General features: G+C 43.0%; 19 protein-coding genes. 7 read left to right on the top strand and 12 right to left on the bottom strand.

Annotation, left to right across the window (positions count from 1 at the left end; genetic code table 11):
* Window positions 1-336: 336 nt before the first annotated feature.
* The 8 genes from recD to rmuC all read right to left on the bottom strand — a co-directional run bounded on the left by recD (window position 337) and on the right by rmuC (window position 18,254).
* On the bottom strand, window positions 337-2,400 hold the full coding sequence (gene recD, locus SFRI_RS13015; RefSeq protein ID WP_011637987.1) for an exodeoxyribonuclease V subunit alpha: 2,064 nt from the start codon (window positions 2,398-2,400) through the stop codon (window positions 337-339).
* A complete protein-coding gene (locus SFRI_RS13010) occupies window positions 2,394-6,224 on the bottom strand; it encodes a UvrD-helicase domain-containing protein (protein WP_011637986.1) in 3,831 nt (1,276 codons plus the stop codon). Before SFRI_RS13010 ends, recD begins: the two co-directional genes overlap by 7 nt.
* Window positions 6,224-10,036 (bottom strand): exodeoxyribonuclease V subunit gamma, encoded by a 3,813-nt coding sequence (gene recC, locus SFRI_RS13005; RefSeq protein ID WP_011637985.1) that lies wholly within the window; start codon window positions 10,034-10,036, stop codon window positions 6,224-6,226. Before recC ends, SFRI_RS13010 begins: the two co-directional genes overlap by 1 nt.
* A gap of 103 nt (window positions 10,037-10,139) precedes the next feature.
* Window positions 10,140-12,215 carry a transglutaminase TgpA family protein gene (locus tag SFRI_RS13000; protein WP_011637984.1) on the bottom strand — a complete coding sequence of 692 codons (2,076 nt, stop codon included), beginning with the start codon at window positions 12,213-12,215 and terminating at the stop codon, window positions 10,140-10,142.
* A complete protein-coding gene (locus tag SFRI_RS12995) occupies window positions 12,212-13,330 on the bottom strand; it encodes a DUF58 domain-containing protein (RefSeq protein WP_011637983.1) in 1,119 nt (372 codons plus the stop codon). Before SFRI_RS12995 ends, SFRI_RS13000 begins: the two co-directional genes overlap by 4 nt.
* 12 nt (window positions 13,331-13,342) lie before the next feature.
* Window positions 13,343-14,254, bottom strand: a complete 912-nt coding sequence (locus tag SFRI_RS12990) for an AAA family ATPase (protein WP_011637982.1) — start codon at window positions 14,252-14,254, stop codon at window positions 13,343-13,345.
* Window positions 14,255-14,672: 418 nt separating this feature from the next.
* Entirely contained in the window at window positions 14,673-16,601 is a 1,929-nt protein-coding gene (locus SFRI_RS12985; protein ID WP_011637981.1) for a transglycosylase SLT domain-containing protein, read from the bottom strand.
* 156 nt (window positions 16,602-16,757) lie between these two features.
* Window positions 16,758-18,254, bottom strand: coding sequence for a DNA recombination protein RmuC (gene rmuC, locus SFRI_RS12980; RefSeq protein ID WP_011637980.1), 1,497 nt, complete (start codon window positions 18,252-18,254; stop codon window positions 16,758-16,760).
* Window positions 18,255-18,561: 307 nt separating this feature from the next.
* Between rmuC and msrP the strand changes: the two genes are divergently transcribed.
* On the top strand, window positions 18,562-19,599 hold the full coding sequence (msrP, locus tag SFRI_RS12975) for a protein-methionine-sulfoxide reductase catalytic subunit MsrP (protein WP_011637979.1): 1,038 nt from the start codon (window positions 18,562-18,564) through the stop codon (window positions 19,597-19,599).
* Window positions 19,599-20,204, top strand: coding sequence for a protein-methionine-sulfoxide reductase heme-binding subunit MsrQ (gene msrQ, locus SFRI_RS12970; RefSeq protein ID WP_011637978.1), 606 nt, complete (start codon window positions 19,599-19,601; stop codon window positions 20,202-20,204). The genes msrP and msrQ overlap by 1 nt, the downstream gene beginning before the upstream one ends.
* Before the next feature lie 12 nt (window positions 20,205-20,216).
* Here msrQ and SFRI_RS12965 read toward each other — a convergent pair whose 3' ends face one another.
* Window positions 20,217-20,546: a hypothetical protein gene (locus SFRI_RS12965; protein WP_011637977.1), complete on the bottom strand. Its 330-nt coding sequence runs from the start codon at window positions 20,544-20,546 to the stop codon at window positions 20,217-20,219.
* A gap of 240 nt (window positions 20,547-20,786) precedes the next feature.
* A complete protein-coding gene (locus SFRI_RS21540) occupies window positions 20,787-20,960 on the bottom strand; it encodes a DUF6435 family protein (RefSeq protein ID WP_011637976.1) in 174 nt (57 codons plus the stop codon).
* A gap of 410 nt (window positions 20,961-21,370) precedes the next feature.
* Here SFRI_RS21540 and SFRI_RS12960 point away from each other — a divergent pair, with 410 nt between their 5' ends.
* From SFRI_RS12960 to SFRI_RS12940, 5 genes are all read left to right on the top strand, one after another.
* The gene (locus SFRI_RS12960) at window positions 21,371-21,754 is read left to right on the top strand and encodes a BlaI/MecI/CopY family transcriptional regulator (protein ID WP_011637975.1); all 384 of its coding nucleotides are present in this window, start codon (window positions 21,371-21,373) and stop codon (window positions 21,752-21,754) included.
* Window positions 21,696-22,736: a M56 family metallopeptidase gene (locus SFRI_RS12955; protein ID WP_244262829.1), complete on the top strand. Its 1,041-nt coding sequence runs from the start codon at window positions 21,696-21,698 to the stop codon at window positions 22,734-22,736. The genes SFRI_RS12960 and SFRI_RS12955 overlap by 59 nt, the downstream gene beginning before the upstream one ends.
* A gap of 156 nt (window positions 22,737-22,892) precedes the next feature.
* Window positions 22,893-23,591, top strand: a complete 699-nt coding sequence (locus SFRI_RS12950) for a HupE/UreJ family protein (RefSeq protein WP_011637973.1) — start codon at window positions 22,893-22,895, stop codon at window positions 23,589-23,591.
* 13 nt (window positions 23,592-23,604) lie between these two features.
* Window positions 23,605-24,126 (top strand): hypothetical protein, encoded by a 522-nt coding sequence (locus SFRI_RS12945; RefSeq protein ID WP_011637972.1) that lies wholly within the window; start codon window positions 23,605-23,607, stop codon window positions 24,124-24,126.
* A 27-nt stretch (window positions 24,127-24,153) separates the two neighbouring features.
* Window positions 24,154-24,489 carry a DUF6488 family protein gene (locus tag SFRI_RS12940; protein WP_011637971.1) on the top strand — a complete coding sequence of 112 codons (336 nt, stop codon included), beginning with the start codon at window positions 24,154-24,156 and terminating at the stop codon, window positions 24,487-24,489.
* Between the two features lie 171 nt (window positions 24,490-24,660).
* Here the strand turns inward: SFRI_RS12940 and SFRI_RS12935 are convergent, their stop codons facing one another.
* Together SFRI_RS12935 and SFRI_RS12930 are read right to left on the bottom strand one after the other, a co-directional pair.
* Window positions 24,661-25,068: a MarR family winged helix-turn-helix transcriptional regulator gene (locus SFRI_RS12935; protein ID WP_011637970.1), complete on the bottom strand. Its 408-nt coding sequence runs from the start codon at window positions 25,066-25,068 to the stop codon at window positions 24,661-24,663.
* A gap of 8 nt (window positions 25,069-25,076) precedes the next feature.
* The gene (locus SFRI_RS12930; protein ID WP_011637969.1) at window positions 25,077-26,240 is read right to left on the bottom strand and encodes a cation diffusion facilitator family transporter; all 1,164 of its coding nucleotides are present in this window, start codon (window positions 26,238-26,240) and stop codon (window positions 25,077-25,079) included.
* Between the last annotated feature and the right edge of the window lie 44 nt (window positions 26,241-26,284).

Genomic DNA, 26,284 nt, shown 5'->3' with positions numbered 1-26,284 from the left:
ATCACCTTATTTCTCTACTAAAAATACGCGTTAATTCTAACCCGCTCTGTTCACATTGTTGCTAGCGCCTTAGTTCTTTACCAGTAGAAATCCATAAAGCCAAATCGAAGATAACAAAATCATAGATGCCGATGAGTTAGCGAGTATCCAAAACATGGATGTTTTGGCTAAGCTCACATGGAGGTGCTTGCTGCGTCTCGCTTAATCATCTGCACTATGAGTTTCTCTTTCCCATCAATATTATGTCGTCATTATCTGTTTGTTATTGAGCACTTGCTTACCCTGAAATAGCGCTCACTACTATCTCTACAATCAGCTCTACAATAAGCTACTCAATCAACCCCACAATCTCCACGCTAACCCCGATGCGCGTGATGTCGCTTGTTTGCTGGCTTTTTCAAATATCATGCTCGTGCCTAAACAATAAAAATGATTTTTGGCGCGTGTTATGGCGGTGTAAAGCAGTTCTTTACTGAGTAGCTGCCATTGGGCGGAGCTGGGTTTATGTGGCAAGACAAAGCTGACTTTATCAAATTCGCTGCCTTGGCTTTTATGTACTGTCATGGCGTAGCAAGTGTCGTGGCTTGGTAAGCGTGCGGGTAATACTTTAAGCAGGCTGCCATCGGCCATAACAAAGTGGGCCATTAAGCGACTTGGCTTAGTGCTGTCTTGCAAGATTAAACCAATGTCGCCATTAAATAAGCCCAAGTTATAATCGTTACTTTGAATAATGATTGGTCGGCCTAAATAGAACTCATTTTGAGGATTAATCAGTTTTGCGTGTTTAAGACTGTCGGTGATGGCGATGTTCATCCCCTCAACCCCAAACTCCCCAGCTCGCATGGCACACAAGACTCGATATTGGTTAAAGCTGTCGATGATGGTTTGTTCAGAATGCGGCAATGTTATGACGCTGTCCTGTCGATCCGCTTGATCGATAATGGTCTGTTGATTTATCCTTTGCTGATTTTCTTGTACCAAACTCAGATACTCACCATAAGCGCTTACCGATAATGCCAATAACGCTTGTTTACCTGTGTTATCTCCCTGGGCATTATGCTGATGCTCAAACCAATTCAATTCGGCATGATCATGTTGCCACACTTGGCGAATCGCATGCACATTTGATTGATTAACCGCATTGGCTAATAACCCAATACCTGCATCGCCTCTAAAACGATGGCTGTGCATCAACATACACAAACTGTCACCAATTTTAGGTTGTTGATGAATAAACTGACTGACATCTTGTTGGGTTAATTGCTCAATGAGATTTGCCTGTGCTGCGCTGTAACGCATTGACCATGGCGATGCCTCATGCTGATTAGCTTGTTTTAAGCCAACACAAATATCCGCCAGCACTGCGCCAGCTTCTACTGATGCGAGTTGATCTTGGTCGCCTAACAATATCAAACGGCCATGAGACGGTAGGGCGCTGAGTAATTTGTACATCATGGGTAAGTCGACCATCGATGCTTCATCGACCACCAGTAAATCTAAGCGCAACGGATTATCCTGATGATGCCTGAATTGGTACGAGTTTGGGATAACCCCCAATAATCGATGCAATGTTGAGGCTTCTTCAGGTATTTGTTTTAGCGAATCAGTTAATACTTTCGCCAATGCTGGGTCGCTGACTTGGGTTAGCTGTTGCAGTAAACGATGTTTAGACGCCTTGATCGACTCACTCAGCCTTGCTGCAGCTTTACCTGTGGGCGCGACTAAACGGATTGTTAGTGGCGACTGGGTTAACAATAACAATAATAGTTTAGTTACTGTGGTGGTTTTACCGGTTCCTGGGCCACCAGTGATCACCGCTAATGCTTTGGCTAAGGCTGTTGCCGTGGCTATTTTTTGCCAATTAAACTGGCTGCTATTGCTGTCTTCTGCGGTAAATAAACATTCAATGAGTTGCGGCAGATTACTGTTAGCTAGGTCGATTTCAATCTGTTGATTGGCTAATTGGGTCAACTTAGCCGCCACTTGAGTTTCAAAGAAGTGGTACTTATTTAAATATAAGCGTCCATGTTCAAAAATCATCGGTTTGTTGTCACCAGGCTGGCCGACGGCATCAAATAGCGCGATTTGTTCAATTAATTGTTGATGGTTAAGCTCAATCCGACAATTGATTCCAGCGTTGCCGCGGTTGTCTTCTGCCATGGGATTGGCTAAATCAATTTGCTCGATGACTAAACAACTGTGCTGATTCGACAATTGCTGGCTAAGCATGGCGCAAACAAGCAAGAACAGTTGCGGCTGTTGTTCGCTAATTGCGGGATCGTTATTGATGGTTTCAATACTGGCCAGCTCTATAGCAAAATGACGATCGAGTGCGGTAATGAGCCGCTGTTCTTGCCAAAGGTGCAATAACTCAGTGATTGGATGGGTGAGTATTAGCATGATGACGTCTCCGGCGCACGATTGTCTGTATTACCTGTAAATAAACGGTCGAGTTGTTCGATTAACGCTTGCGGTGGTTTGTCATAAAACACCCCTGCGCCAGGATGCTCAGGATGCATGCCGCGTAAAAACAGGTAATAGCAGCCGCCAATATGTTGCTGATAATTGTAGTTTGGTAATCTAAGCGATAAGTAACGATGCAACGCCAAGGTATACAAGATGTATTGCAAATTATAACGATGAGCATCAATGGCTTTAGCCATGGCTGAGTGAGTGTAGTCGCTATAGTTATCGCCCAAATGGTTGGACTTATAATCGGCAATATAAAATTGGCCTTTGTGCTCAAAGGTTAAATCGATAAAGCCTTTTAACATGCCTTTTAAAGTATCAAAGTCGAGTCCAGCGACATAACCGTGCTGTTGCAAAATATGATTTAATTGCGATGCTTGTAAGGTTGAAATAGGCAAGTAAAACTCCATTTCGACCATTTTTTGCTTCATGCCTAATTGGCTTAATGTCAGTGATGTGTCCTCTGACGATGGCTCAATAAACAGCGGTGCGACCAATATTTGCTGATACCACGTCATTAGCGGCTGTTGCCATAGGGCTTCGTCAAACCCATATTGTTTCATGGCTTTCGTTAGCGCAGGTGTCAGCTCGGTGTTTGCCTGGGTAAAATCAAACAGTTCTAACACTAAATGCATAAAACTACCGGCATTGGCGCCACGTTCAAAGGTAAAACGATCAAGTTCGGGTTCGCTGGTGAGTTCATCTTGTAACTGTAATTGGATTAACTCATCGGTGAAGTCTTCATCGTCGGCACCGGGCGCGACTCTCTCGTGAGGAAGATGTTTTACCAAGCCAGAATAACTGCCCACTCGCCAAGCAAGGCTTTGTACTCGAGTGACTTTTTTGGCCACTAGCGGGTCATTATTGTCGTGGATATCGGCGAGCACTGAATCGTCAATATCGTTGCCTAAGCATTCCACACTCATCGCTGGTAAGGTGGCAATTGCATTCACTTTGGCTTGAATAAGAGCAAAGTCAGTTTTCTTGTCGGTAATGCCCAACAGATAACCAATACCTGTTTCATGTAATTGGCTGCTGATCCCCGCCTTTAATTGACGGCTTTGGTTAGCAATATACAAATAACACACGTAAACCGGCCGTGTTAACGCCACATACAGTAGGCGTAAATCTTCAGCGAGGGTTTCTTGTTTAAGTTGTTCCCAGCCTTCGTCGGTGGCGTCGATATCCCATATGAGCTGCTCATTTTTATGGTACATCATTGGCGCAGGGCGTTTTTTATTACCACGGGCTAAGCTGACAAACGGCACAAAACAGACCGGATATTCTAAGCCCTTACTTTTATGAATAGTGACAATTTGCACCAAGTTCTGTTCGCTTTCTAAGCGCAGTTGCTGCTCATCACCACCATTGTTACCAATCAGTTGTTGCTCGTACCAATTGATTAGGGCGCTGCTACCATCTAGCTCAGTGGCCTTTTGCTGCAGTAATTCGGCTAAATGCCTAAAGTCGGTTAAGCGTCTTTCACCTGAGGCTTTAAGATCTGCTGCGTTGTCGTCATCAGCATCATTAAAGCTATTGTCACTATTGTTGTCATTATTGCTGCTATAAGTACTGTCATTATTGATGTCAGCCGTGACAGATTGCGACAGATAACGATGGATCAGTTTGGTTTCGCTGGCAAAGTTAAGCAGCGCAGGCATAACGCCGCGTTGTTGCCATAACTGATGCCAATGAGTGAATTGATCTAATACCTGCTGACGCTGTTCTTCATCTTGGTTAAATTGATGGATCCGCTGGGCATTAAAGCCGACAAGCTCAGTGGCCAGTGCGGCGCGGATAGCACGTTCATCTTTAGGCGTGGCTAAGGCATACAATAAAATAGCCATTTCACGGGCTTCAATGGTGTTAAATACACTGTCTCGGCTTAAAAATACCGCGCCAATTTTACGTGCTGATAATTCCGCTTTCATCACGGCCGCTTCGTTACGGTCGCGCACCAATATGGCAATGTCTTTGGCAATGAGCGGTTTAGCTTCCTGTTCAATGCTGTTATTAACTTTACATAATCCTTGTTGCGCTTCGGTGAGTAAGCGCTTTATTTCACTGGCAGCATCAGCGGCTAAGCGTTGTCTTGCGGTAGTTTTATTGAGGCCATTAACATCGTCTTCGGCTAATAAGCGGATCCGCAACGCTGTAGGATTTGTTGTCGCTTCACTTAGGTGTTTATTGGCTGCCGATGATGGGGTTTTAACAATATCATAGGGGATAGCTTGGCTAATAAACGGATCTTGATGTTGGCTAAATAGCTGATTAACGCCATTGACTAATTGAGTCGATGAGCGGTAATTGGTGTCAAGATTATAATGAGCCTGTGTTTGTTGGCGCGCGGCAATATAAGTGTAAATATCGGCACCACGGAAAGCATAAATAGCCTGCTTAGGATCGCCAATCATTAATAAACTTAAGCGCCCCTTGTTAGCGTCATTACCAATGTTGTCATTACCATTATCATCATTACTTTTACTGTCATCATCTGGGCTATTCACCCTTGCATCTGCGGTTAGGTCCAGTTGTGATGCTAACGGCTGTTGATACACCTGATTAAAAATGGTGAATTGTAGTGGATCGGTGTCTTGGAACTCATCAATTAATGCGACCGGAAAACGCTTAGCAATGGCATGGGCTAGGGTGATTGGGTTTTGGCTGAGCGCCATGGCTAAACTGAGCAATAGGTCATCGGGTGTCATTAAATTGCGTTGCTGTTTTTGGCCAGCAAAGCGTTGGCGAATTCCCTCTCGGGCGCGCACTAAAAATGACGGAATAAGCTGATTAATTAACTCAAGTAAGCGCTCAATATGATCAAGTAACGGCGCTTCATCCGCACTGGGGATAACGCCACCTTTATTGAGTTTAAGCTCGGATAATGCCAATTGCTCCAGCGCTTTTATTGGCGGTAATCCTTGGCCAAATTTCACCCAGTTACTAATACTATCAAACAGTTGGCTAAGTTTAGGGTAGCCGTCGGCGCCTTTACCAAAACGTTGACCGTTTAATGGTAGCGATTGCAATAATTCAAGGGTGCTGTCGTGCAGGCTTTGCCACAATAAGGTAAAGCGGCTGATACTTTGGCTTAGCTGTTGTTGTAAGGTTTTAAAGGCCAGAGGCTGCTTTGACAACACCGCTTGGCTTGCACCTAATAACGGTCGCAGTTTTTGTGCTAACACATCAGGTTCGGCAAACACATCACTAATGGCTTGGGCTAAAAAGGGCGGTAAGGGATAACAGACTTCACGCCAGAAATCGCGCACTGCATGGTGTAAAAACTCACTGTCATCGAGGGTAAATTCGGACTCAAATAGTAATGACGACTCAAATGCCATGTCTGACAATACGCGTTGGCAAAAGGCGTGAATAGTAAAAATAGCCGCTTCATCTAACGACTTTAACGCTAAGTCTAAGCGTCTTAATGCAATAGGCCGTTCATCTTCCGATGTGTCTTGGTAAAGCTGTTCAATAAACTCATCATTGACGGCTAAGCCTAAAAAGCGTTTAAACGCTAGGTTAATCCGCTTACGAATTCGGTCTCTGAGTTCTTCGGTGGCGGCGTTGGTGAAGGTTACCACCAAAATTTGCTCACAACTTAACGGTGCTTTACCACCATGGCCTAACAATAAACGTAAATACAAACCGGAAATAGTATAGGTTTTCCCTGTACCAGCACTGGCTTCAATTAAGCTGGAACCGCTAAACGGTAAGGTGAGGGCATTAAGCGGTGTCACGGTAATAGCGTCCATTAATGCGCTCCTAGTTTAGCTGCGTTGGCGATGAGTTGCGCTTGAATATCGACCGCGGTGCCACTGACAAAAGTGTCTAATTCTGCCAATTTATCTTTGTGATACTGGCTTAACATGGGTTGCAGCAAATGGATGGCTAATGCACCAAACCTAGCTTCGCTAAAGTCTTCTGGGAAATGGAATAAACGCTGGTTATGTGGGTCGTGTCCTTCGCCGAACTGGTTTTGGCCATCATCCCATTTTTGCTGGGCTTTAAGCAGCTTTTCTTCATGGTCGCCATCGGTTTCAACATAGGCGAAAGCCGTTTTAGGCATAAAGCACAAGGGTTGAGTTTGCCCCTGAATAAAACCACTGATAAAGCGCATGAGTTGTGCCTGTGCTTGTTCAGCAGTAATAGGCGCAAAGGCATGAAAATGGCCAATGTCGAGTAAGTAACTGAATTGATTTTTACCCATGCCTGAGGTGGACGAATTGGCCATGGCGTTGATGCATAAATGACGTAAATACACCCGAATAAAATCTCGTCCGTGGGCAGTGCCGGGGCGGTAATTGACTAAGCCTTTAGGCAGAATGTCGTCAATACGGCCGACAAGATTGACTCGCACGATGGACGAATGGGTTGTATCTGCTTGTTCTGGTAAACCCTGCACAGATAGAGCATACGCTGGAAAATCCTGCATCGGTAGATCAAAGTTAAGATCCACATTCAGCGTGTGCATGGCTTGTTGATCTTGTAAAAACTGCACCCGATTAATCAACGGCGATATATCGCGTAAATATTGATTAATTAACAAGTCGTCGAACGGCGCCATGGGCAATTCACCGCTGGTTTTGAGTTTGCTGAGTAATTCGAAATCTGGGCTGTCGAGTTGATGTTCAATGGCATTGTCGAGCATGCGTGATTGCAATAAGTAACGTTCGAGTGCATTTAAGCTAAACGGTTCGTCATTGTCATCGGCTTGAATATCCAGTGATAAATCGACTTTTAAACTGCGGTTGAAAAAGAATTGCGCTGGATTACGATAAAAACGGATTAATGCCGACAATTCGAGTTCGACCACTTTAATGCCTTCGCTATTAATATGAGTATGGGCAAACACTTCATCTGCCTGTTCGGCCGACAAAGGTAATGCTTGCTCAAAAAAAATGTGATTGTTAATGGTCGCATTGGCTGGTGGCGGGCACCATTGGGCATTAAAGCTATGTTGCAGCTTATTCACACTATGCGCAGATAGTGGTGTTTCTCGGAAAAGTTTAGCGTCAAAAGGCTGCAAAGGTTGTGCTTGAATCAGCTGTGCCAGTACGGCTTTATCGGCATCATCAAGGTTGATTTCGGCTTGTTGTTCAAGCTGTTGCTGTAAGGATTGCGGTAGGTAGCTGAGTTGGCAATACTCGACCAATTCTGACACTAGCATTGAGGCAATGCGCTCAGCATTATCGCGCTCACTGTGGCCAATATAACTGATGTAAAGCTGCTCTCTGGCCGACAGTAATGCTTCTAAAAATAGGTAGCGGTCGTCTAATCGGCGCGAGCGGTCGCCTTTTTTAGGGCCAAAATGCGCCATTAAATCAAACCCGACAGGATGTTGTACCCGCGGATAGACGCCGTCATTCATTCCCAGCAAGCACACCACTTTAAAGGGGATTGAGCGCATTGGCATTAAGGTACAAAAATTCACGCTACCAGCAAGGTAACGCTGGCCAACCCGAGATTCAGTTAAGCGCTGATTAAACCACTGCTTTAGGACTTCAATATCAACTTGGCCTTGATGACCGGCACTTTCAAGCTCAGTGTCTAGGGTGACCAATGCATCTCGAATGGCTTGAATTTGTTCACGCTCGTCATCAGTGGTGTCGTAGCAATCGGCGAGTAGCTGTTGTAATTGTTCAAGGCGCTCTGCGGTGCTGTAGTCATTGGCAAATAAGTTGAAATAGGTGTCGATGGTTTCTAAAAAGTTGAGCAACTTACCTAATGCTTGTGATGACTGACCTTCAATGCCTTGTACCATCAAGGTTTCGCGATAAATATCGGCATCGTCGTTAAAGGCGTAGCCCAGTATTAAACGCTTAATGCCAAATGCCCATGAATTTTGCGTAAAAGGCTGCACGCCTAGTTGGCTGCGAGTTTGTTCACTGCGGCCCCAACGGACATTCGCATCGTCTAGCCAGCGGCGGATTAATGACAATTCGTCATCATCGAGTTGGAAGCGACGCAAAATAGCAGGCACTTCTAAAATACCGATAATATCAGTAAGCCCAAAGCGACTTTGATTGATATTTAACAGGCTTAAAAAACTATTAATCAGCGGCGACTCTTGCGCTGCGCCCCTGTCGGCAATGGCGTAGGGAATGTAGTAATCGCCTTTTTGCGGATTTTTGTCGGCAAAGTATTGACTGTTGGCGGTGCCAAATACCGCATCAATATACGGAGCATACGCTGCGACATCGGGCATCATGATCACGATGTCTTTAGGGCTTAAGTCGCTGTTGTTTGATAACAGCTCTAAAAGGTGATCATGTAAGGTTTCAACTTCGCGCAGGGCACTGTGGCAACTGCGTAAGGTAATTGAGTCATCACTTGGTAATAAGGTGCGGCGAGCATGAATGTCTTGGTACACACTAGAGTTTGGCCCTAATGGCTGACCGAGTGTTTCCATTTGTAAGATATCGTATTGCACCCCGTGCAGCAGATTATTCGGCTCGGGCTCAACATAACAGTCGTAACCAAAATCGGTGTGTTCTGGCGGCAGAGACAGTAATAAATCCAGCAGTTCGCGGCCCATTTGACCATTATTGGCCAATATAGGGTTACCTACTTCTAGCTTGTCTTCCCAGTCTTGGTCGAGTTGTTTTTTGTTGGCATATTGCAGTGCCATGCGGGCACGAGTTTTCGGCTCAATAATATCGCCCCAATAATGCTGGCAAGGGCTGAGAGACAACATTATCAAATCGATACGACTGGCTAAATGGTACAGCACATCGAGGGTTTGTGGGGGCATGGACGAAATACCAAACACGTATAATCGAGCGGGCAACATCGATAAATCGGTATCTGGATTGGCCAAGGTTGCAATTAAATCGGCATGTAAATTGGCGCGATGATAATGGCTGGCGTGCAAATGATGTTGATTATAGTCGATTAATGTTCGCCACAGGATCGGTTGCCATTGCTGGTTTTCATCTAATGCTAGGCGGTTGTCGATGCTTGATAACGGCTGGTTTTGCTCCCACGCTAAAATCCACTCAGGGCGATAGACTAAGTATTGGTCAAAAATGTCGGCAATGCGGCCACACAACTGAAATAGTTTAATCGCATCATGTGACTGATTAAGCTGCGATATGGCGTGGCTGTTTGCTGTATGAATATTAGTTTCAGTTTCAATATCAGTATTAGTATTCGCGTCTACATCGGTATCAAGAATATCTGTAGCAGCAATATCAGTTGTGGTATCAACTTGAGGCGATAAGTACTGTTTGAGTGGGCTAAAATCTGGGTTATCTAGCAGACTTGGTAATAAGTCCATTAACTTCCAGGTCATCGCCGCTTTAGTAAAGGCGTTATCTTTTGGTACATCGGGCAGCAAGTCGTGGCATAACTGCCAAGTAAAACTCGAGGGTAACGGGAACGATAATGCGGCGGCGATACCATTGTGTTTAGCGATTTCTAAACGCAGCCAAGTCGACATCCCGGGGCTTTGAACTAACACATGCTCACTGGCTAATAAACTGACGTTATCTAAACGAATAGCCAACAGTTTGGCCAGTTGTTCAGATAACACTTCCATCTGATTAGATTGAATTAAAGTAAGCATGGGCGACCCGCTAATTTGAGATTAATTCATTCTATGGACTCTGCCTTAAATCATCAATCAAAACCGTTAATAATCAGGATGATTGCTGATGTTGTGCACAAGTTTAATTGCGTAGCAGTCGCAAACGCAATCTGCGATATAACTGCCTAAAGCGTTGTTGCTGTTGCTGGGTTTGTGATTCCGAAAGCGGTTGATATTTAAGTGCTACATAGGCATCGCTTAGGGCTGTAAAGTCCGCTGCCACTTGAGGGGTTAGGGCGCTTAAATGTGCGTTAACCGCTGCGGCGTAATCAGACGCAGCTTGACCTTGTTGACGGGCGATGCCTTTTTTCGCTAAACGTTGGCAAATGAGTTGATAACGTTTATTAAGCGGATCTTGGTGGCGATCAACATTGAACAACCCAGCGTAATAGGCAATAACCAGTGCGATAATGATAAAGCTAACAATCATCAGTAAAGCGATTTTAGTGCTGCTAACATCCCCCAATAACTTTGCTAATACTTGCTGTTTACGTTGTTCGTCAAAACCTAATACCCACACACTCCAGTAGTAATCGACACTGGCAAACTGCTGGCGTAATTCATTTAACCATGGGTATTGTTTCATGTGCAGCGTGCTAAAAGGGCTGTCTTGTAAGTAGCTACTTTGGCTGTCAAAGGTGGCGTCAAATCCATCTAATACCCGCTGCGGTGCAATCATTGCGGTAGGGTCAAAACGCTGCCAGCCTTGGCCTTCAAACCACACTTCGGTCCACGCATGGGCCATGTATTGATAAACACTGTAATAGCCCGCTTTAGCATTATAATCTCCGCCCTGATAACCCGTTACCATACGGGTTGGAATGCCGCTAGCGCGTGCCATAAACACTAGCGCAGAAGCGTAATGAGCACAAAATCCAGCACGGTTTTCAAACAGAAAATCATCAATTTGCTGCTCGCCGACACGGGGCGGGCTCAAGGTGTAGTAATAGGCTTGTTCAGCAAAGTAATTCATCATCGCATTAATGCGCGCTTGTTGATCTGGATAATCTTTGGCGAACTGCAAACCGAGTTTTCGGGTTTTTGGATTGCTATTGGCTGGCAACGCGAGGTTTAGCTGCTGAGTATGTGAGTCGAGTTTGAGATCCATGATAGTCTCAGGATATGAGGTCACTCTATAGCTCATACGCTGATCGACAGGCCTTAACGAGTACAAGCGATAATCGGCTAACTCGACCACTTGATCATCTTGGCTAAATGCTTCATCTAACCCATATAACCATTTTTGATGACTGGGTTCGCTAATGACCACATAGTCGATTTTTTTACTGCTAGCATTAGCATTAGCATTAGCATTAGCAACGTTGTTAGGGGCTTGGCGCATGGGCTTGTTAAAGTATGCCTGTCGCTGAATTTGTTGAATACTCGGATCTTGACGCCAGGTTTTGCCGTCATAATTTTCCATCACCAAGGTACGCCAATATAAATCCTGGTTAGCAGGTCCTAGGGTGCTGCCATCTGGATTATCAAAACCAACTCTAAAGGCTAATTCTGCTGAACGAGTGAGTTTACTAATGTCACCAAATGACACTTCATCAGACAAACCGGTCTTGGCCGTTTTCATATTAGGCACTAACCATAGCGGCCCGAGACGTGGGAACACCACAAACAGTAATATGGCTAACGGTAGGCTTTGTAATATTATTTTAAGACTAAAACTGAGGTTAGCGACTTTGTTTGATTTGTCTTGATAAACACTGATTAACACGCCGGTATTGAGCACCGCTACGGCCAATAAGTGCAGGGTATTAAGCATGCTTTGTTGATCAAGCAAGGTTAGGCCGATAAGGAAATAGCCGACTAGCACAATGGCTTTAACATCTCTAAGTTCGCGCATTTCAATGTACTTTAACGCGTAACCTAATATTAATAAGTTAACCAATGCATTGAGCAAACCTATTTGGCTCGACACTAAGGCGAGGGTGGTTGCGGCGCCAATGGCCAAAGTGGTCACCAATAGTTTAGGTGGAGCGGCTACTTTGCCGAGAAAAATCCCCACTCGCCAAACAAAGCAAATGGCACAAATTCCAATGCTCCATAAGGTGGCTTGTTGATGCAAAGGGCTCAGGATGGCGACATTGGTGATTAATAACCAAAACAAGGTATTACGGCTAATGATGGCATCAAAGTTATCGGTCATGATGGTTCACCCACGGATGATTTTGCCACATTACTGGGATTAACATCGGGATTCATATTTGTGGGAGCATGATAAGTTGCAATAGCGGTATGACAAGCCACGCGATGGGCTTCGCCTGTTTGCTGATTGATAATATGGTCATCCAGAATTAAGCCAAATATTTGCTGAGTTTGGCTTAATTTATCGACTTGCCATGCGAGTTTACTGAGCCGGTGTTCAATGTCATTGCCTGATGTATTGGCCAAGGTTAACCAAACGGGTAATCCTTCTGGCTCAGCAAACTCTTTGGATAACATGCCTTTATCCTGAGCCCATTGCTTCCACGCCACTTGTTTAAGTGATTCTCCGGGAATATAGCTGCGTAAGCCTTTGTAGTCGTCAACACCTGGGCGTAATTTACCGTGTTCATAGTGGTTATCATTGTCGCTGATGTGGCTTGCCAGTTCGATATCACACATTTCAGGTTTAGCGAAAATAACATGATGTATGTCTAAGTCGACATAGGACCATGCGCGGCATAATCCTAACGGAAAGTAGGATGAAACTTTGATCCGGCCAGGGTTTAGTTTGCCACGCTTAGGCTGTTCAAACGGCACAATCGCAATGGTTTGCTCGTGCATTTGTTTAACGCGAACATGGCGCTGATAACTAAATTGCAAACAAATCTGCTGGTGGGTGGTGTCGGGATTATTTTGTCGAGTATGGCCGGTTAACATGATGGGAAATGGCATGCTGTCTTCGGCATAACCTTGCGGTGGCGTGACGGCATTAAATGTTAACCCGGCGAGGTTTTTATAGCTGTATATTATGCAGGTATGGAACACACTGGCGAGTAATAAACTTAAGCCTATCACTAAGTTATTTTGATAATTGGTGCCAAATAAATACAGTAAAACGATCAACCCAATCCACACTAATCCAAAACCACTGGGGAGAATAAAAATACCTTTGTGGCTGAGGGTAATTTGCTTTTGCGGTGGCAGGCGTTTACTTATCCACCTTGACCAGCGTTGGGTTAACGATGCTGGAATTAACCGACGTAACCGAGACGGCTTAATAGCGCCATTGGCATAGATTGCTGAAGAGTGCTTGTTTGCTGTCGTCGATTTAGCCATGTGCCTGCGCCGTTAACGTATTGGGTTGACGCTGGCGAGAATAGTGTCAGACAACGCTTGGCCTTGAAATTGACTACTGCTGCGAATGCGGTGTTCGGCAACCGAGGCAAATACTGCTTGAATGTCTTCGGGTACCACGTACTGACGTTGGTTGATAAAAGCCCATGCTTTGGCTGCTTGTAGCAAAGCAATACTGGCACGTGGCGATAACCCGTTAGCAACATTGTGTTGCCGAGAGTAATCAACCAAGGCAATTAAATAATTCAGTACCGCATCCGATGCAGAGACTTGCGCCACTTGTTGTTGCAGTAGCATTAGTTCTTGCGGCGTTAAGCATTGTGATAATGATGCTGGTTTATTGGCTTGAGTGCGCGACTTTAACATGGCTAACTCGGCTTCTGCGCTGGGATATCCGATGGAAATCCGCATCATAAATCGATCGAGTTGCGATTCTGGCAACGGGAAGGTACCAGCTTGATCAACCGGATTTTGGGTGGCAATAACAAAAAATGGTGAACTCAGAGGGTGGGTGATGCCATCGATAGTAATTTGTTGTTCAGCCATGGCTTCGAGTAAAGCACTTTGGGTTTTGGGGCTGGCGCGGTTAATTTCATCTGCCAACAACATTTGATTAAATATCGGGCCTTTATGAAAGATAAATTGTTGCTGTTCTTTGCTGTAAATGGATACCCCAAGAATGTCCGCTGGTAGCATGTCGCTGGTAAACTGGATCCGCTGGTAACTCATGCCTAAACTGCTGGCAATACCTTGAGACAAACTGGTTTTGCCCATGCCGGGTAAATCTTCAATCAGTAAATGACCTTTGGCGAGGATACAAGCGACGGCAAGTTTTATCTGCTCAGGTTTACCGAGCAAAACTTGGCTAAGTTGGTTAAGTAATGTTTGAATAGTTGATTGCGACACGAAAACTCCAACTGTTGGTAATAAACCGTTGTAGGTTTATTGTAAATGACGGTTTGTAGTGATGGTTTGTCGTTTTATTCTAGCGCTCTTTCTCGCTATGGTTACTCGCTATGATTTCTAGCTATGATTTCTAGCTATGGTTTAGCGCTTCGGTTTCTCACTTTGGTATATTGCCACGATTGCTCATTATCTGATCCAAATCGCTTACAGCATTTACCCGCAAGTGATTTGCAACATTCAGCGAGCCTGTAACATATTTAAAGCATACGTTATCTTGCTGACGGGTGTGAAACAAAATACACCGCCACAGAGTGGCGGCTATTGTGAATAAAAAAGAATAAAAACGAATACGAACTAATAAAAACTAACAACTGCAAACAACTGCAAACAACTTACAGCTAACAACGGCGACTAGCGGTTAATAAAGGTAGCTGAGCTCTTTTGCACTAAACATACCTTCATTTAATGATTTTTGTTGTTGGAATATCATTCGGTAACTTAGTACTGCTTGAACGTATTCGCGAGTTTCGGTGTAAGGAATCGTTTCAATAAAACTCATTACATCTAAGCTGCCATTAGACTGTCTTAACCAGCGCCTAACACTACCTGGACCGGCATTATAAGCTGCTGTTGCTAACACGCGGTTTTGACCAAACTGCTTAAGTAATTCACTGTAATAGGCACTGCCTAACATAATGTTCACTTTCGGGTCGTACAGGTCTTTTACGTTATTAAAAGGTATTTTGTTCTTTTTGGCGGTTTGTTTGGCTGTAGCGGGCATCAATTGCATTAAGCCTCTAGCCCCCACACCAGAGGTGGCATACAGATAAAACGCACTTTCTCGACGAGAAATAGCGCGGATTTCATCAATGTCTACCGAAAACTTTTTACTGGCTTTGAGGAACTCATCGTTAGCCGCTTCAGGAAAACGCAGTGCTATTGAATCCCATAACTTACCTTGAATACTGGATTCAACACTAAATGCATGCCAGCCATTTTTTAAAGCTAATAGACCATATTGAGCGGTCATTTCACTGTTGTGGCGGCGCATTAAATACAGCCATTCGTTACGAGCATCAATTTGCTTATCTAAGGCCATTAATTCCACAACGCGCGCTAAACCAGGGTCTTGGTTTAATGTTGCTTGCAGCTCAGGATTAGGGGTTAAATTGTCGTCGTTCATCGCCAGAGGTTTGCCTAATGCTTCAGCCGCATTAAAACCGTAAAAATTACGCTCGCCACTTAAGGTCGACTGTAATTGCGTCGCGCGGTTTTTGTCATGACGAGAGGTCATTTTAGCTTGCCAATATTGCCAGCGAGAATCAGCTTTACCTTGATCGCTCAATAACGCTAAATACTTTTCTACCGTGCTGAAGTCTTGTTCACGAATAGCCCAACGTAGGCGCATTTCGTATAAGTCATCAGATTTTAGTAATGGCAGCATGGTATCAATATGCGCCACCAATTTATCGTCTTGCTTAATTAGCGCTCGGCGTACTAAATAGCGATTGAGCTGGCGCGCTTCAAGATCGCTGAAACGGTTGGCCTTTTGATATTTAACATACAATTTAATCGCTTGATGTAAATCCTTTTGCGCTAGCTTACGTAAGCCTGCATCAACAATATCACCCACTATGGGTTTAGAGCTGGAAAACTTGTTCATGTGACGCAAAATATTAGGATCGCGATACACCGACAATAGTAGTTTGGCTTCATTATTGTGTTGGGTAACTTTTTGCGATAAATAACTCAGCAAACTGGATTGCCTAGCATTAAAGCTGAGCAACATCCGCGCCCAAATGAGCTCTTGGGTGCGATAGCCCGCTTTAGTCCATTGGTTTATCACCGCATCGCATTCATTGGGACGTGAATAGCCATGAACCCATAAACGTTCTATGCCTTTGTAAGCCATGGTTTCGTTACCAGCATCAAGTTGAGCTTGGTAGTAATAACACTGTAAGCGCACATCGTTAGGTGTGTCTGGCGCTATCACTAGAAAGTCTTGCCAACGTTGTTTTTTACCAGCATTGAGCAGGTAGCGATAACGCGCATTGTTGTAAAGCGGTGTGGTATCAAATTGGTTGATGGCATTGAGCGCTTTGTCGCCAGAAGATTGCACTATGCTGTCGATTTTGGCGTGGTAATCAAGGTAAACCGTTAATGGATAGTCGCCGAGTTGGTTGCGTAGGGCTTGATACTTGTCGAGCTGCTTTTTATCCAGAGCTTGGCGGGCATCAAGATAGCGTTGCTGTTGTGAAGTCAGCGCATTAGCTTGGCCAATAAAGGCCAATGATGTGCTGAATAATAATGCGCCTGTAATTAAAGTGTTCGCCCAAGTGTTACGCATTTAAATGAGAATCCCCGCCTCTGTATTTCGTTTGCTATCAGTATGTGTGTGATAAATGATTGCTAATAAGTGTTGCTGTAAATAAATCTGTTACGGCGTTGAGTGACTATTAGCCTTGTTGCTTAAATAAAGATTAATAATCACTCATTTTATCGATTAACTATTACTGGCGTGCTTTTCAACTGACTCATCAAGTGCACGGTTGAGCAATTGTTTATCTAACTGCTTGCTGGTGTCGACGCCTAATTGCTGCATGTAATGCGCTTGTCTAATGACATTGCCTTTACCTGAAGACAACTTTGCCATGGCACTTTGATAGGTTTTATCTGCCGTATCTAGGGCGCGTCCGAGTTTTTCCATGTCTTCAAGATAGCCGCATAATTTGTCGTAAATACGACTTGCTTGTTTGGCGATATTTTGGGCATTTTGATTTTGGTACTCATAACGCCATATATTATTGATAGTACGCAAAGCCACTAATAAATTAGTCGGACTCACCAGCATAATATTTTGCTCAAGGGCGAAATTAACCAAGCTCGGGTCGTATTCAATGGCCAGTAAAAATGCCGGCTCAATAGGAATAAACATTAGCACATAGTCCAGGCTCTTGAGGCCATGCAACTTATGATAATCTTTTTGACTAAGGCCTTTAATATGCTGCCTAATCGATAATGCATGTTCTTTTATGGCTTGGTCGCGAATGACTTTGTCTTCGCTATTAAAATAACGTTCGTAGCTGACTAGCGACATTTTTGCATCGATGACTACGTCTTTTTGCTCGGGTAAATGCACAATTACATCGGGCTTAAAACGTTTGCCGTTATCGTCTTTTAAATCTTGTTGGGTTTGGTACTCATGGCCTTCGCGTAAACCACTTTCTTGTAGTACGCGCTCTAAAATAACTTCGCCCCAATTACCTTGCTGCTTGTTGTCACCTTTAAGTGCTTTGGTGAGGTTAATGGCGTCTTGGCTCATTTTTAAGTTGAGATCGCGCAAATTATCTAATTGGTGTTTCAACGCACTTCGTTCAGATTGCTCATGAGTATACGACTCTTGAATTTGACGTCTGAAACCTTCTAATTGTTGTTTTAGCGGCCCGAGAACGCCGTCTATTTGCGAGACATTTTGTTGTTTAAAGCTTTCACTGCGTTCTTCAAAAATCCGATTAGCCAGGTTTTCAAATTGCAGTTTAAGGCGTTCTTCAGCAGACTCGAGTAGCACTATTTTATCTTGTAATGACTTTTGCTCGGTTTCTGCTTTTACCAAAATGGTTTGTTGCACCGCGTTTGACTTGGCTAAGTTGAGCTGCGATTCCATTAAACGATGTTGGGTGTCGACCATTTGTTGTTCGACGAGGTTAACCCGATCTGCTTTGGTTTCTGCGCTAGAAAGTTGGGCAATCAAATCTTCTATTTTACTTTGCAGATGATTACTGTGATCGATTTTATCATCGAGATTATCTTGTAATCTCGACATTTCAATTTGAACTTCGTTGAGCTGCTGAAGTGTTTGTTGTTCATGTTGCAGTTTAAGCTGCTCCCATCGTTTACGAGTTAATCGTTGATTGATTAGGGCGCCAATTAAAAAGGCAACAAACGCGACAGCAATCACAGCTGCAATTTGAGGAGGAGTTAACGACACTGCAAAAGGCATAACAAAAACCGATAGAAAATAATGGTTAAGGGTCGCACGGCTAATAAACAGCTGCAAGGGATAAAATAAGGATTTAATGAAATATTGTTGTTAATGATTAAATTTAAATCTACTCGCTATATTGGTTCGTATAGACAACTATGATGGCATGTTCAATGTGTTATTTTATCGATAGATAAAGGTTGACGGTTTTTAAGTCTTTTAACCATCAGCTGAAATAAAAATAGCTTTTTACCTGTCTATTGAGAGACGTAAGGCAGATTATGTTAATACTTGACTGTCGACAAATATTTTAACGAGGTGATTTATGACCGGTAAAAAACGTTTTACTCAAGGCATACAAAAACGTGCTTCTTGGCATATTCCTGATAACCAAGTTACGCCTGAGTCGGTATTTAATGATCGTCGTAACATTATTAAAGCCTTGGGTTTAGGTGCATTGGGAGCGAGTTTACCGGGTCAAGTTCAAGCTGGTATTTTTGATTTATTTGGCGAGCAAAAAGCGCAAAACCCTTTTGTAACTCAAGGCTTGCAATACGCTACCCCAGCCAAGTTTGTGTTACCTAATCCGAAAACCCCTGAAGATAAAGTGACTCGTCACAATAATTTCTATGAGTTTGGTACCAGCAAATCGGACCCAGTTGATAATGCCCAAGGGTTTAAGGTTGATCCATGGACACTAACCATCGATGGTTTAGTCGATAAACCGATTACCTTAGATTTACATGAGCTGACAACCCGTTTTGCCCTTGAAGAACGCACTTATCGCTTACGCTGTGTTGAAGCTTGGTCGATGGTGGTTCCGTGGGTCGGTTTTTCGTTAGCCAGCTTACTTAAACAAGCCGGCGTGCAAAGTAATGCTACCCACATTGCCTTTGAAACCCTGTTTGACCCAGACCAAATGCCTGGGCAAAAGAGTCGCCTAATGGGCGGCGGGATCCATTACCCGTATGTTGAGGGCTTAACGGTTGCCGAGGCCATGAATGACTTATCGTTTTTAGCCGTAGGCTTATACGGTAAAACCTTGCCGCCACAAAATGGTGCGCCAATCCGCTTAGTCGTGCCTTGGAAATATGGCTTTAAAAGTATTAAGTCTATTGTGCGAATTCGGGTGATGGATAAGCAGCCACCGACAAGCTGGAATCAATTGGCCTCAAGTGAGTATGGTTTTTACGCCAATGTAAATCCAGAAGTTGACCATCCCCGTTGGTCGCAAGCATCTGAGCGCAGTATTGGCGAAGGCGGTTTATTTTCTGCTAAACGTATTCCTACACAAATGTTCAATGGTTATGGCGATTCAGTGGCCGATTTATACAAAAATATCGATTTGAGGAAGTTTTACTAATGCGGATAAGCCCTCGAGGTCTGTTTTGGCTAAAGGTGTTGTTGCATATCAGTTTTTTATTGCCTGCCTTTTATCTCGTGGCGCTAGTGTTAACCGACAATGCGGGCGGCGATCCGGTGCAGTATATTATTCACTACACCGGCATGGGCGCGATTAATAGCCTATTAGCGACGTTGCTTATTTCACCTATCGCCAAGCGATTTAAAATAGCAGCGCTGATGCAAACTCGTCGTTTGGTGGGCTTGTATGTGTGCGCCTATGCGCTGCTGCACATCAGTGCGTTTATTAGCTTAGATTTGCTGTTTGCGTGGGGATTATTGTTTGAAGAGGTCATAAAACGACCTTATATTTTGGTTGGTGCTGCAACCTTGATTATCATTTTATTACTGGCGATAACCTCTCCCAATCGTATAAAACGCAGTATGGGGAAACGCTGGCAATTATTGCATAATTGGATTTATCTGGCGGCAATACTGGCACCAATTCATTTTTATTGGTCGGTAAAGTCTGAAATTATCGAACCCAGCATTTATATTGCGCTATTTGCGGTGCTATTGTTTTACCGCAAAGACAGTATTTATAAATGGTTGAAGTCGAAAAAATAACCCAAGCTATGGCTAACGCCTCAATCTTTGATTGAGGCCGTTGGTTGAAAATGCCGCAAACACGGTAAATATCATCACTGATATCATGATAATGGCCAATCTTAACCAAGGTTGTTCGAGTGCAATGCGCATATCAATGAAATTGAACGTGGTTACCGCCCACACAAATACCACGCTGATCAGTAACACCAGTTTGAGCAATGTACGCACAAATGAATGTCTAATGAACATCAGCAATGGTAAAAAAATGGCGATAATAGCCATTATGTGCTGATCGAATCGTAAGAAATGTGCGCCCAATAATAGGTAAGCCAAGCTAATAATGGTTACTCGCCACCACATACAAATTCTCCTCAATAACGTGCTATAACAAATGTCATCAGTAACGAGTCAATAACATCATTGCCAGTATTACTAGCGTATTAATTGACCTTGACTGACGCAGCATAACGTTAAATGGGGGCCGAATCTTGATTGTGGTTCACATATTACTTAATTACATCTGCTTAGAATATTAACGGCTATCAAACCGATCTTTGTTCCGCTAACGGCATTGCGCCTTGTTAGTAAAACAAATGACCTTTATTTTACAGCTTCTAAAGCGGCAATTTTAGCCCAAACCTGTTCTGATTCTGCAGTGAGCAACGAATAGGTTTTTATATCGCCTTTACGCTGTGCTTGCATGGCTTGCTCGAGTATTAAATCATAGCTTTTACGTAATTTTTTGACTGGGTCTGGCTTTAAAAATGAAAACATTGTGTAGCCCTTCGTGATGATTAATTGCATATGGTACGAATGCTGCGGGGTTTCAGCCCAATATCATTCACGCTCTTTTACACCGTGTTCCTCGTTATACAAATCTGATTACTGGGTATAAAGCGCGTTATTACTCAAAGGATATTGTGGTTTCTCTTATGGATATTGATTCATTTTCGCTATAAAAACAAATTATTACCGTGCTGGTAATGAACGGCATCGAAAGATTAGCGCTGCTAAATTATCGTTAGCGTTGCGAACTCTGAGGTTAAAATAGAAATCGTTTCAATGATAAAATATTATTAATTATCAATGTTATAAATTACCGAACACTCACGCTTACAAAAACCTATTGCCGATAGGTTTTTAGTTTGACATACTATTGCATACGTTGTTAAGAGAACTATGTAATGCAATTAGGCGATCTAGAAAAGTTAGTACTTCAATTCCTTTGGTCTGAAAAAGAAGCCGATGCGAAGCGTGTTCATATTGCCGTTGGGATGAGTCGTGGTAACTCGTTAAACACGATTCAAACTACATTAGATCGATTATTTAAGAAGAGTCTGTTAAGCCGAACTAAGCAGGGGCATGCACATTTGTATACCGCCATAGTCGATCGTGAATCTCTCATCGCCACGTTAATTACAGATGTTACAGCCGATTTTATCGAAGATGGCGAGCATAGTCTTATTGCTGCTTTTGCTTCCTCGTCAGCCAATCTCGATGATGCTCAATTTGAAGCGTTGGAAAAACTTATCGAACAGCAACGCCAGTTACGTAGCAGGCAAATATAAAATGCTAGAGGGTAACGAGGCTATTTTCTTGAATTTAATGAGTGTTGCAATAACGGCTTTCGTTATCGTGACGATATTAATATCTGCCATTATCCCGTTGATTAAAAATAACCTCAATTCATTTGGTTTTATTGCTCGAAAGCGAACGTTATGGCTATTAGCAACCGCGCCTTGGTGGATAGCTTTATGTTGCGTTGTCATATTTTTTCCACGTCAAGATACTAATAATTTAATCGCTTTGATGGAAAAAATTGCTCATTGGCACCATATTGATGTGTTCAAGTTTACAAGCTGGCATGGCTTAACGTTGGTTGTTGCAGCCCTCATATTGGCTGTGATGATTAACCTTATGTTTGTTCAAGTTCGTCGACACTCAATCGCGATGCACAACCTTTTTAAATTTTCAGATATGCAACCTATAAGTTGTGATAATAATCAGACTATTTATTCTATTGCATTAAGCATCCCAGCAGCTTTTACAATTGGCTTGCTCAAGCCTAGGGTTTATCTTACCACTGGATTACTTCAACAACTTGAACCATCGGCTCTGGATATCATTATCCAACATGAATTGGCGCATGTTCGTGCAAGAGATCCTCTATTTAAAAGTATTTACTCTTTTTTCTGTCTGCTTTATCCAAAGCCAATTCGCCGCATTTTACAACAGCATTTTACCTTGCTCACAGAACAACAGGCAGACTCCGTCGTAACGGGTTATCACGATAACCTTGATGTGGCACAAACATTAATTTCAGTAGCCAAGAAACAACGTCAGTTTCCCCAAAGTTGTGAGGGGAGTCTGGTTAGTCATTTTAGTCATGATCAAATTACATTGCGGGTACAAAAGCTTCTATCACCACAGAGCCAAATATCCGAACTTACTCTGGTATTTACGGGATTGTGTTTTCTAACTGCAATGCTGTTTACGGTATTAATGGTAGATGGTCTCCATCATCTAATTGAGACTTATTTTATCCATTGAATCAGGACTATGAATGAATTAATTCGTTAGAACCGTAAAAGTAAAAACCGATGACCAACTGATTTATTTGTTTTGCTTACCGCATTCCATTATATCGAATGTTACACACCCATAAGGAAGCTATTTTGACTGAAACAGACACTTTGGAGCCATCCAATGCTAAGTAAATTATCAAGCTATTGCGTGTTCGCAATCCTCATTGGCTGTGCTTTTATCAGCATCGAAGTATTTGCCCATGGGGTTGATGACAACACTCGAGCTTTTTTAGAACAAAATAGTGGCGTGCAGTTTGTACCTTTTCTCTACATTGGTGCTAAGCACATGATTACCGGCTATGACCACTTATTATTTCTGGTTGGTGTTATCTTTTTCTTATATAGAAGCCGGGATGTTTTCTTATATGTCACGATGTTCACTATTGGCCATAGCACTACCTTACTACTTGGTGTTTTAGGCGATATTCAAGTTAATGCCTACCTCGTTGATGCGATTATTGGTTTATCTGTCGTGTACAAAGGATTTGATAACTTAGGCGGCTTTAAGCGTTGCTTTAATTGGCAGCCTAATACCCAGTGGGCAGTATTAATTTTCGGGTTGTTTCATGGTTTAGGTTTAGCGACTAAGTTGCAGGAGTTCAATTTACCAAAAGAAGGCCTTTTTACCAATCTAGTGGCCTTTAATATTGGGGTAGAACTTGGTCAATTTGCTGCGCTAGTGGTTATTTTGATTGTCATTAATGTATGGCGAAAATGGCCTTCATTTCAGCGTTTTTCTACGCTTACAAACACTCTATTAATGAGCGCAGGTGTCATGTTGATTGTGTATCAACTGACTGGCTACGTAATTAACAAATAAAAAAGAGATAAATATGCAACATACAGTCAGCAGCAGTACGTTAATTAAAGCCGCTCTATCAGCGATTGTCGTAGCAGGCATTGTTTTAGTTACGCTAATTTTACCCGCCGAATACAACATCGATCCGACTGGTATTGGACAAAAAATAGGTGTCACAGTATTAGCGCAAGCGGCAGAACCAGAAGTGCAACAAAGCGCTCCTGCCGAAGGCTCTAATGAGTTTCAAACGATAGAAGTGATGGTACCTGCAGGGCGTGGAATAGAATATAAATTCGACATGCAACAATTTGAAAAAATGACCTATGAATGGATAACAGATGGGACGGCTTTATTTGTTGACCTCCATGGTGAGCCAAAGGGAGATACCTCAGGATATTACGAAAGTTATGTCATCGCGACGTCGGCTGATATGAAAGGTAGTTTTACGGCACCTTTTGCTGGTTCCCACGGATGGTATTGGAAAAATAAGTCTAATCAACCGGTAGCAGTGCAGTTATTGGTAAAAGGACAATACAAAGTCATCGGTTTAAAATGATTGGTTTAAAATAATAAGGGGAAATTTATGAGAACATTACTTTTTACAATGGTGCTTTTGAGCAGCTTTATCAGCAGTTATTCGCTGGCACATTCAAGTCATGGCCATATGAATGATAATGCTGCCATCAGTGTTGTCATCAAGTCTGCAAAACAAATGACATTTAAGGACTTCGGCTATGCGGTTGGTCTGCTTCCGGAATCATGGAAAAATATTACCGTTGCAGATGTAACGGTCTTTAGCGTTACAGGAGGCGTTTATATTGTGAGTGCCACTAATGCAGAAGATAAAAAGACGTTATATTTTCAAATCGCTGACGATGGTGAAGTCATGGCTGTATCTGAAAGTAACACTTTTAAATAATAGATAAATAGTGTTGGACACAAACTTTGTGAGGCCAACACTAACATCGATTCAAAAACAAGCACTAGCTAAATTAGTCTTACACCCAATGTGCTGATGTATAACCGATATATTTGTTATCTTATTAGCACTTCATTTGACGTTGTATCATCATATTCTACAATCTGAAGATTAGAATTCTCGGTTCATTTTTTCAAAACTCTTGGTCAGAACATCTATCGAATTTTGATCTAAATGACGAGTAATATCTTCTGTCAGTTGTATATGCATGCGATTGTGGTGCTTATGGAGCGCAATGCCTTCGCTTGTTAATCCAACTAATATTGAACGTCTATCGTCTTCATGTGGAGAGCGAGTAATGAGTCCAAAATTTACCAGTTTCTCTACCTGAACAGTTAAAGTGCCGGTGGTAATTGCAAGCCTATCTGCTAGCTCTTTCATTCTCATGGAACCGTGAGAGCCTAACACCTCAATGGTGTGCACTTGTGCCAGTGAATAACCGGTATCTTTAACGACAGACTGCTCCCAAGAAGACAGTTTGTCGTAAAACTCAATGATTAAATTATTCAAAGAATGCATAAAGGGCCTCAGCAGTAATTCACTTCGATAGTTAAGTGGCTTAGCTTATCAAACTTATTCAATGAGTGTTTAAATGATTCTACGCTGGCGTCAGTTGTTGTGCAGATAGCGATAGACGCGGAATAATGATCTGCACTAATTCTCCAAATATGAATATCGGTGACCTTGGTTTGTTCATCATCAATGGTGTTAACAATGTCTAATTGGTAATCTTCGTCGATATTTTCATCTAATAGAATAGGGCTAGTTTGCTTCATTAAACCTAAAGCCCATTTAGTAATTACCACCGCACCAACGACTCCCATGATGGGATCTAACCAATACCATCCAAGGAATTTTCCTACCAAAAGTGCACAAATTGCTAACACCGATGTTAATGCGTCAGCGAGTACGTGGAAGTAAGCTGCCTTCAGATTGTGGTCGTTACCACTATGGTGCTCGTGGCTATGATGATCGTGGTCATCATGTTCATGGCTATGAAGTTTGTGGTCATCATGCTCGTGGCTATGGTGTTTGTGGCCATCATGCTCGTGGCTATGACGCTCGTGGTCATCATGCTCGTGGCTATGACGCTCGTGGTCATCATGCTCATGGCTATGATGCTCGTGGTCATCATGTTCATGGCTATGGTGTTTGTGGTCATCATGCTCGTGGCTATGGTGTTTGTGGTCATCATGCTTATGGCTATGATGCTTGTGGTCACCGTGATCATGGCCGTGATGTTCATGGCCCAATATAAACATACTGGCGATGTTAACGACTAGACCTATGATAGCCACAAGAATAGATTGGTTAAATTGGATCTCAATAGGTGACCATAAACGGTGTAGAGATTCGACCAGCATAATGATAGCGACAATGGCTAATGCGATTGCACTTGTATATCCACCGAGAACGCCGACTTTGCCTACGCCAAAAGAGAATTTGTCACTATTAGCATGCTTTTTTGCATAACTATAAGTGAATAGCGTAATACAAAAAGCGGCGGCATGAGTCCCCATATGCCAGCCATCAGCGAGCAAGGCCATAGAACCATATATCGTACCCGCAATCACTTCGACGGCCATGGTGATGACTGTGATAACAAGCACATACCAAGTGCGTTTGACATTTTGCTCGTTAACGGAGGTGAAATTGTGTTGGTGAATATATTTTTCGGCAATTTTATTCATAAGAAAGTAGTTTGATTATCAAGTAATTCTCGATGTTATATTGT

Source organism: Shewanella frigidimarina NCIMB 400, from assembly GCF_000014705.1.
GTDB lineage: Bacteria > Pseudomonadota > Gammaproteobacteria > Enterobacterales > Shewanellaceae > Shewanella > Shewanella frigidimarina.
Note: the sequence above shows the minus strand (reverse complement) of the source record. Positions and strands in the feature narration are given on the sequence as shown.

Bases quoted from the DNA above. Each gene is read 5' to 3' on its own strand.
- rmuC (WP_011637980.1), bottom strand. From the start codon at position 18,254: ATGCCTTTTGCAGTGTCGTTAACTCCTCCTCAAATTGCAGCTGTGATT.
- SFRI_RS12935 (WP_011637970.1), bottom strand. From the start codon at position 25,068: ATGCATTCTTTGAATAATTTAATCATTGAGTTTTACGACAAACTGTCT.
- SFRI_RS13000 (WP_011637984.1), bottom strand. From the start codon at position 12,215: ATGACCGATAACTTTGATGCCATCATTAGCCGTAATACCTTGTTTTGG.
- SFRI_RS12985 (WP_011637981.1), bottom strand. From the start codon at position 16,601: ATGCGTAACACTTGGGCGAACACTTTAATTACAGGCGCATTATTATTC.
- SFRI_RS12950 (WP_011637973.1), top strand. From the start codon at position 22,893: ATGCTAAGTAAATTATCAAGCTATTGCGTGTTCGCAATCCTCATTGGC.
- SFRI_RS12960 (WP_011637975.1), top strand. From the start codon at position 21,371: ATGCAATTAGGCGATCTAGAAAAGTTAGTACTTCAATTCCTTTGGTCT.
- SFRI_RS12940 (WP_011637971.1), top strand. From the start codon at position 24,154: ATGAGAACATTACTTTTTACAATGGTGCTTTTGAGCAGCTTTATCAGC.
- recC (WP_011637985.1), bottom strand. From the start codon at position 10,036: ATGCTTACTTTAATTCAATCTAATCAGATGGAAGTGTTATCTGAACAA.
- SFRI_RS12930 (WP_011637969.1), bottom strand. From the start codon at position 26,240: ATGAATAAAATTGCCGAAAAATATATTCACCAACACAATTTCACCTCC.
- msrP (WP_011637979.1), top strand. From the start codon at position 18,562: ATGACCGGTAAAAAACGTTTTACTCAAGGCATACAAAAACGTGCTTCT.
- SFRI_RS12965 (WP_011637977.1), bottom strand. From the start codon at position 20,546: ATGTGGTGGCGAGTAACCATTATTAGCTTGGCTTACCTATTATTGGGC.
- SFRI_RS13010 (WP_011637986.1), bottom strand. From the start codon at position 6,224: ATGGACGCTATTACCGTGACACCGCTTAATGCCCTCACCTTACCGTTT.
- SFRI_RS12995 (WP_011637983.1), bottom strand. From the start codon at position 13,330: ATGGCTAAATCGACGACAGCAAACAAGCACTCTTCAGCAATCTATGCC.
- msrQ (WP_011637978.1), top strand. From the start codon at position 19,599: ATGCGGATAAGCCCTCGAGGTCTGTTTTGGCTAAAGGTGTTGTTGCAT.
- SFRI_RS21540 (WP_011637976.1), bottom strand. From the start codon at position 20,960: ATGTTTTCATTTTTAAAGCCAGACCCAGTCAAAAAATTACGTAAAAGC.
- recD (WP_011637987.1), bottom strand. From the start codon at position 2,400: ATGCTAATACTCACCCATCCAATCACTGAGTTATTGCACCTTTGGCAA.
- SFRI_RS12945 (WP_011637972.1), top strand. From the start codon at position 23,605: ATGCAACATACAGTCAGCAGCAGTACGTTAATTAAAGCCGCTCTATCA.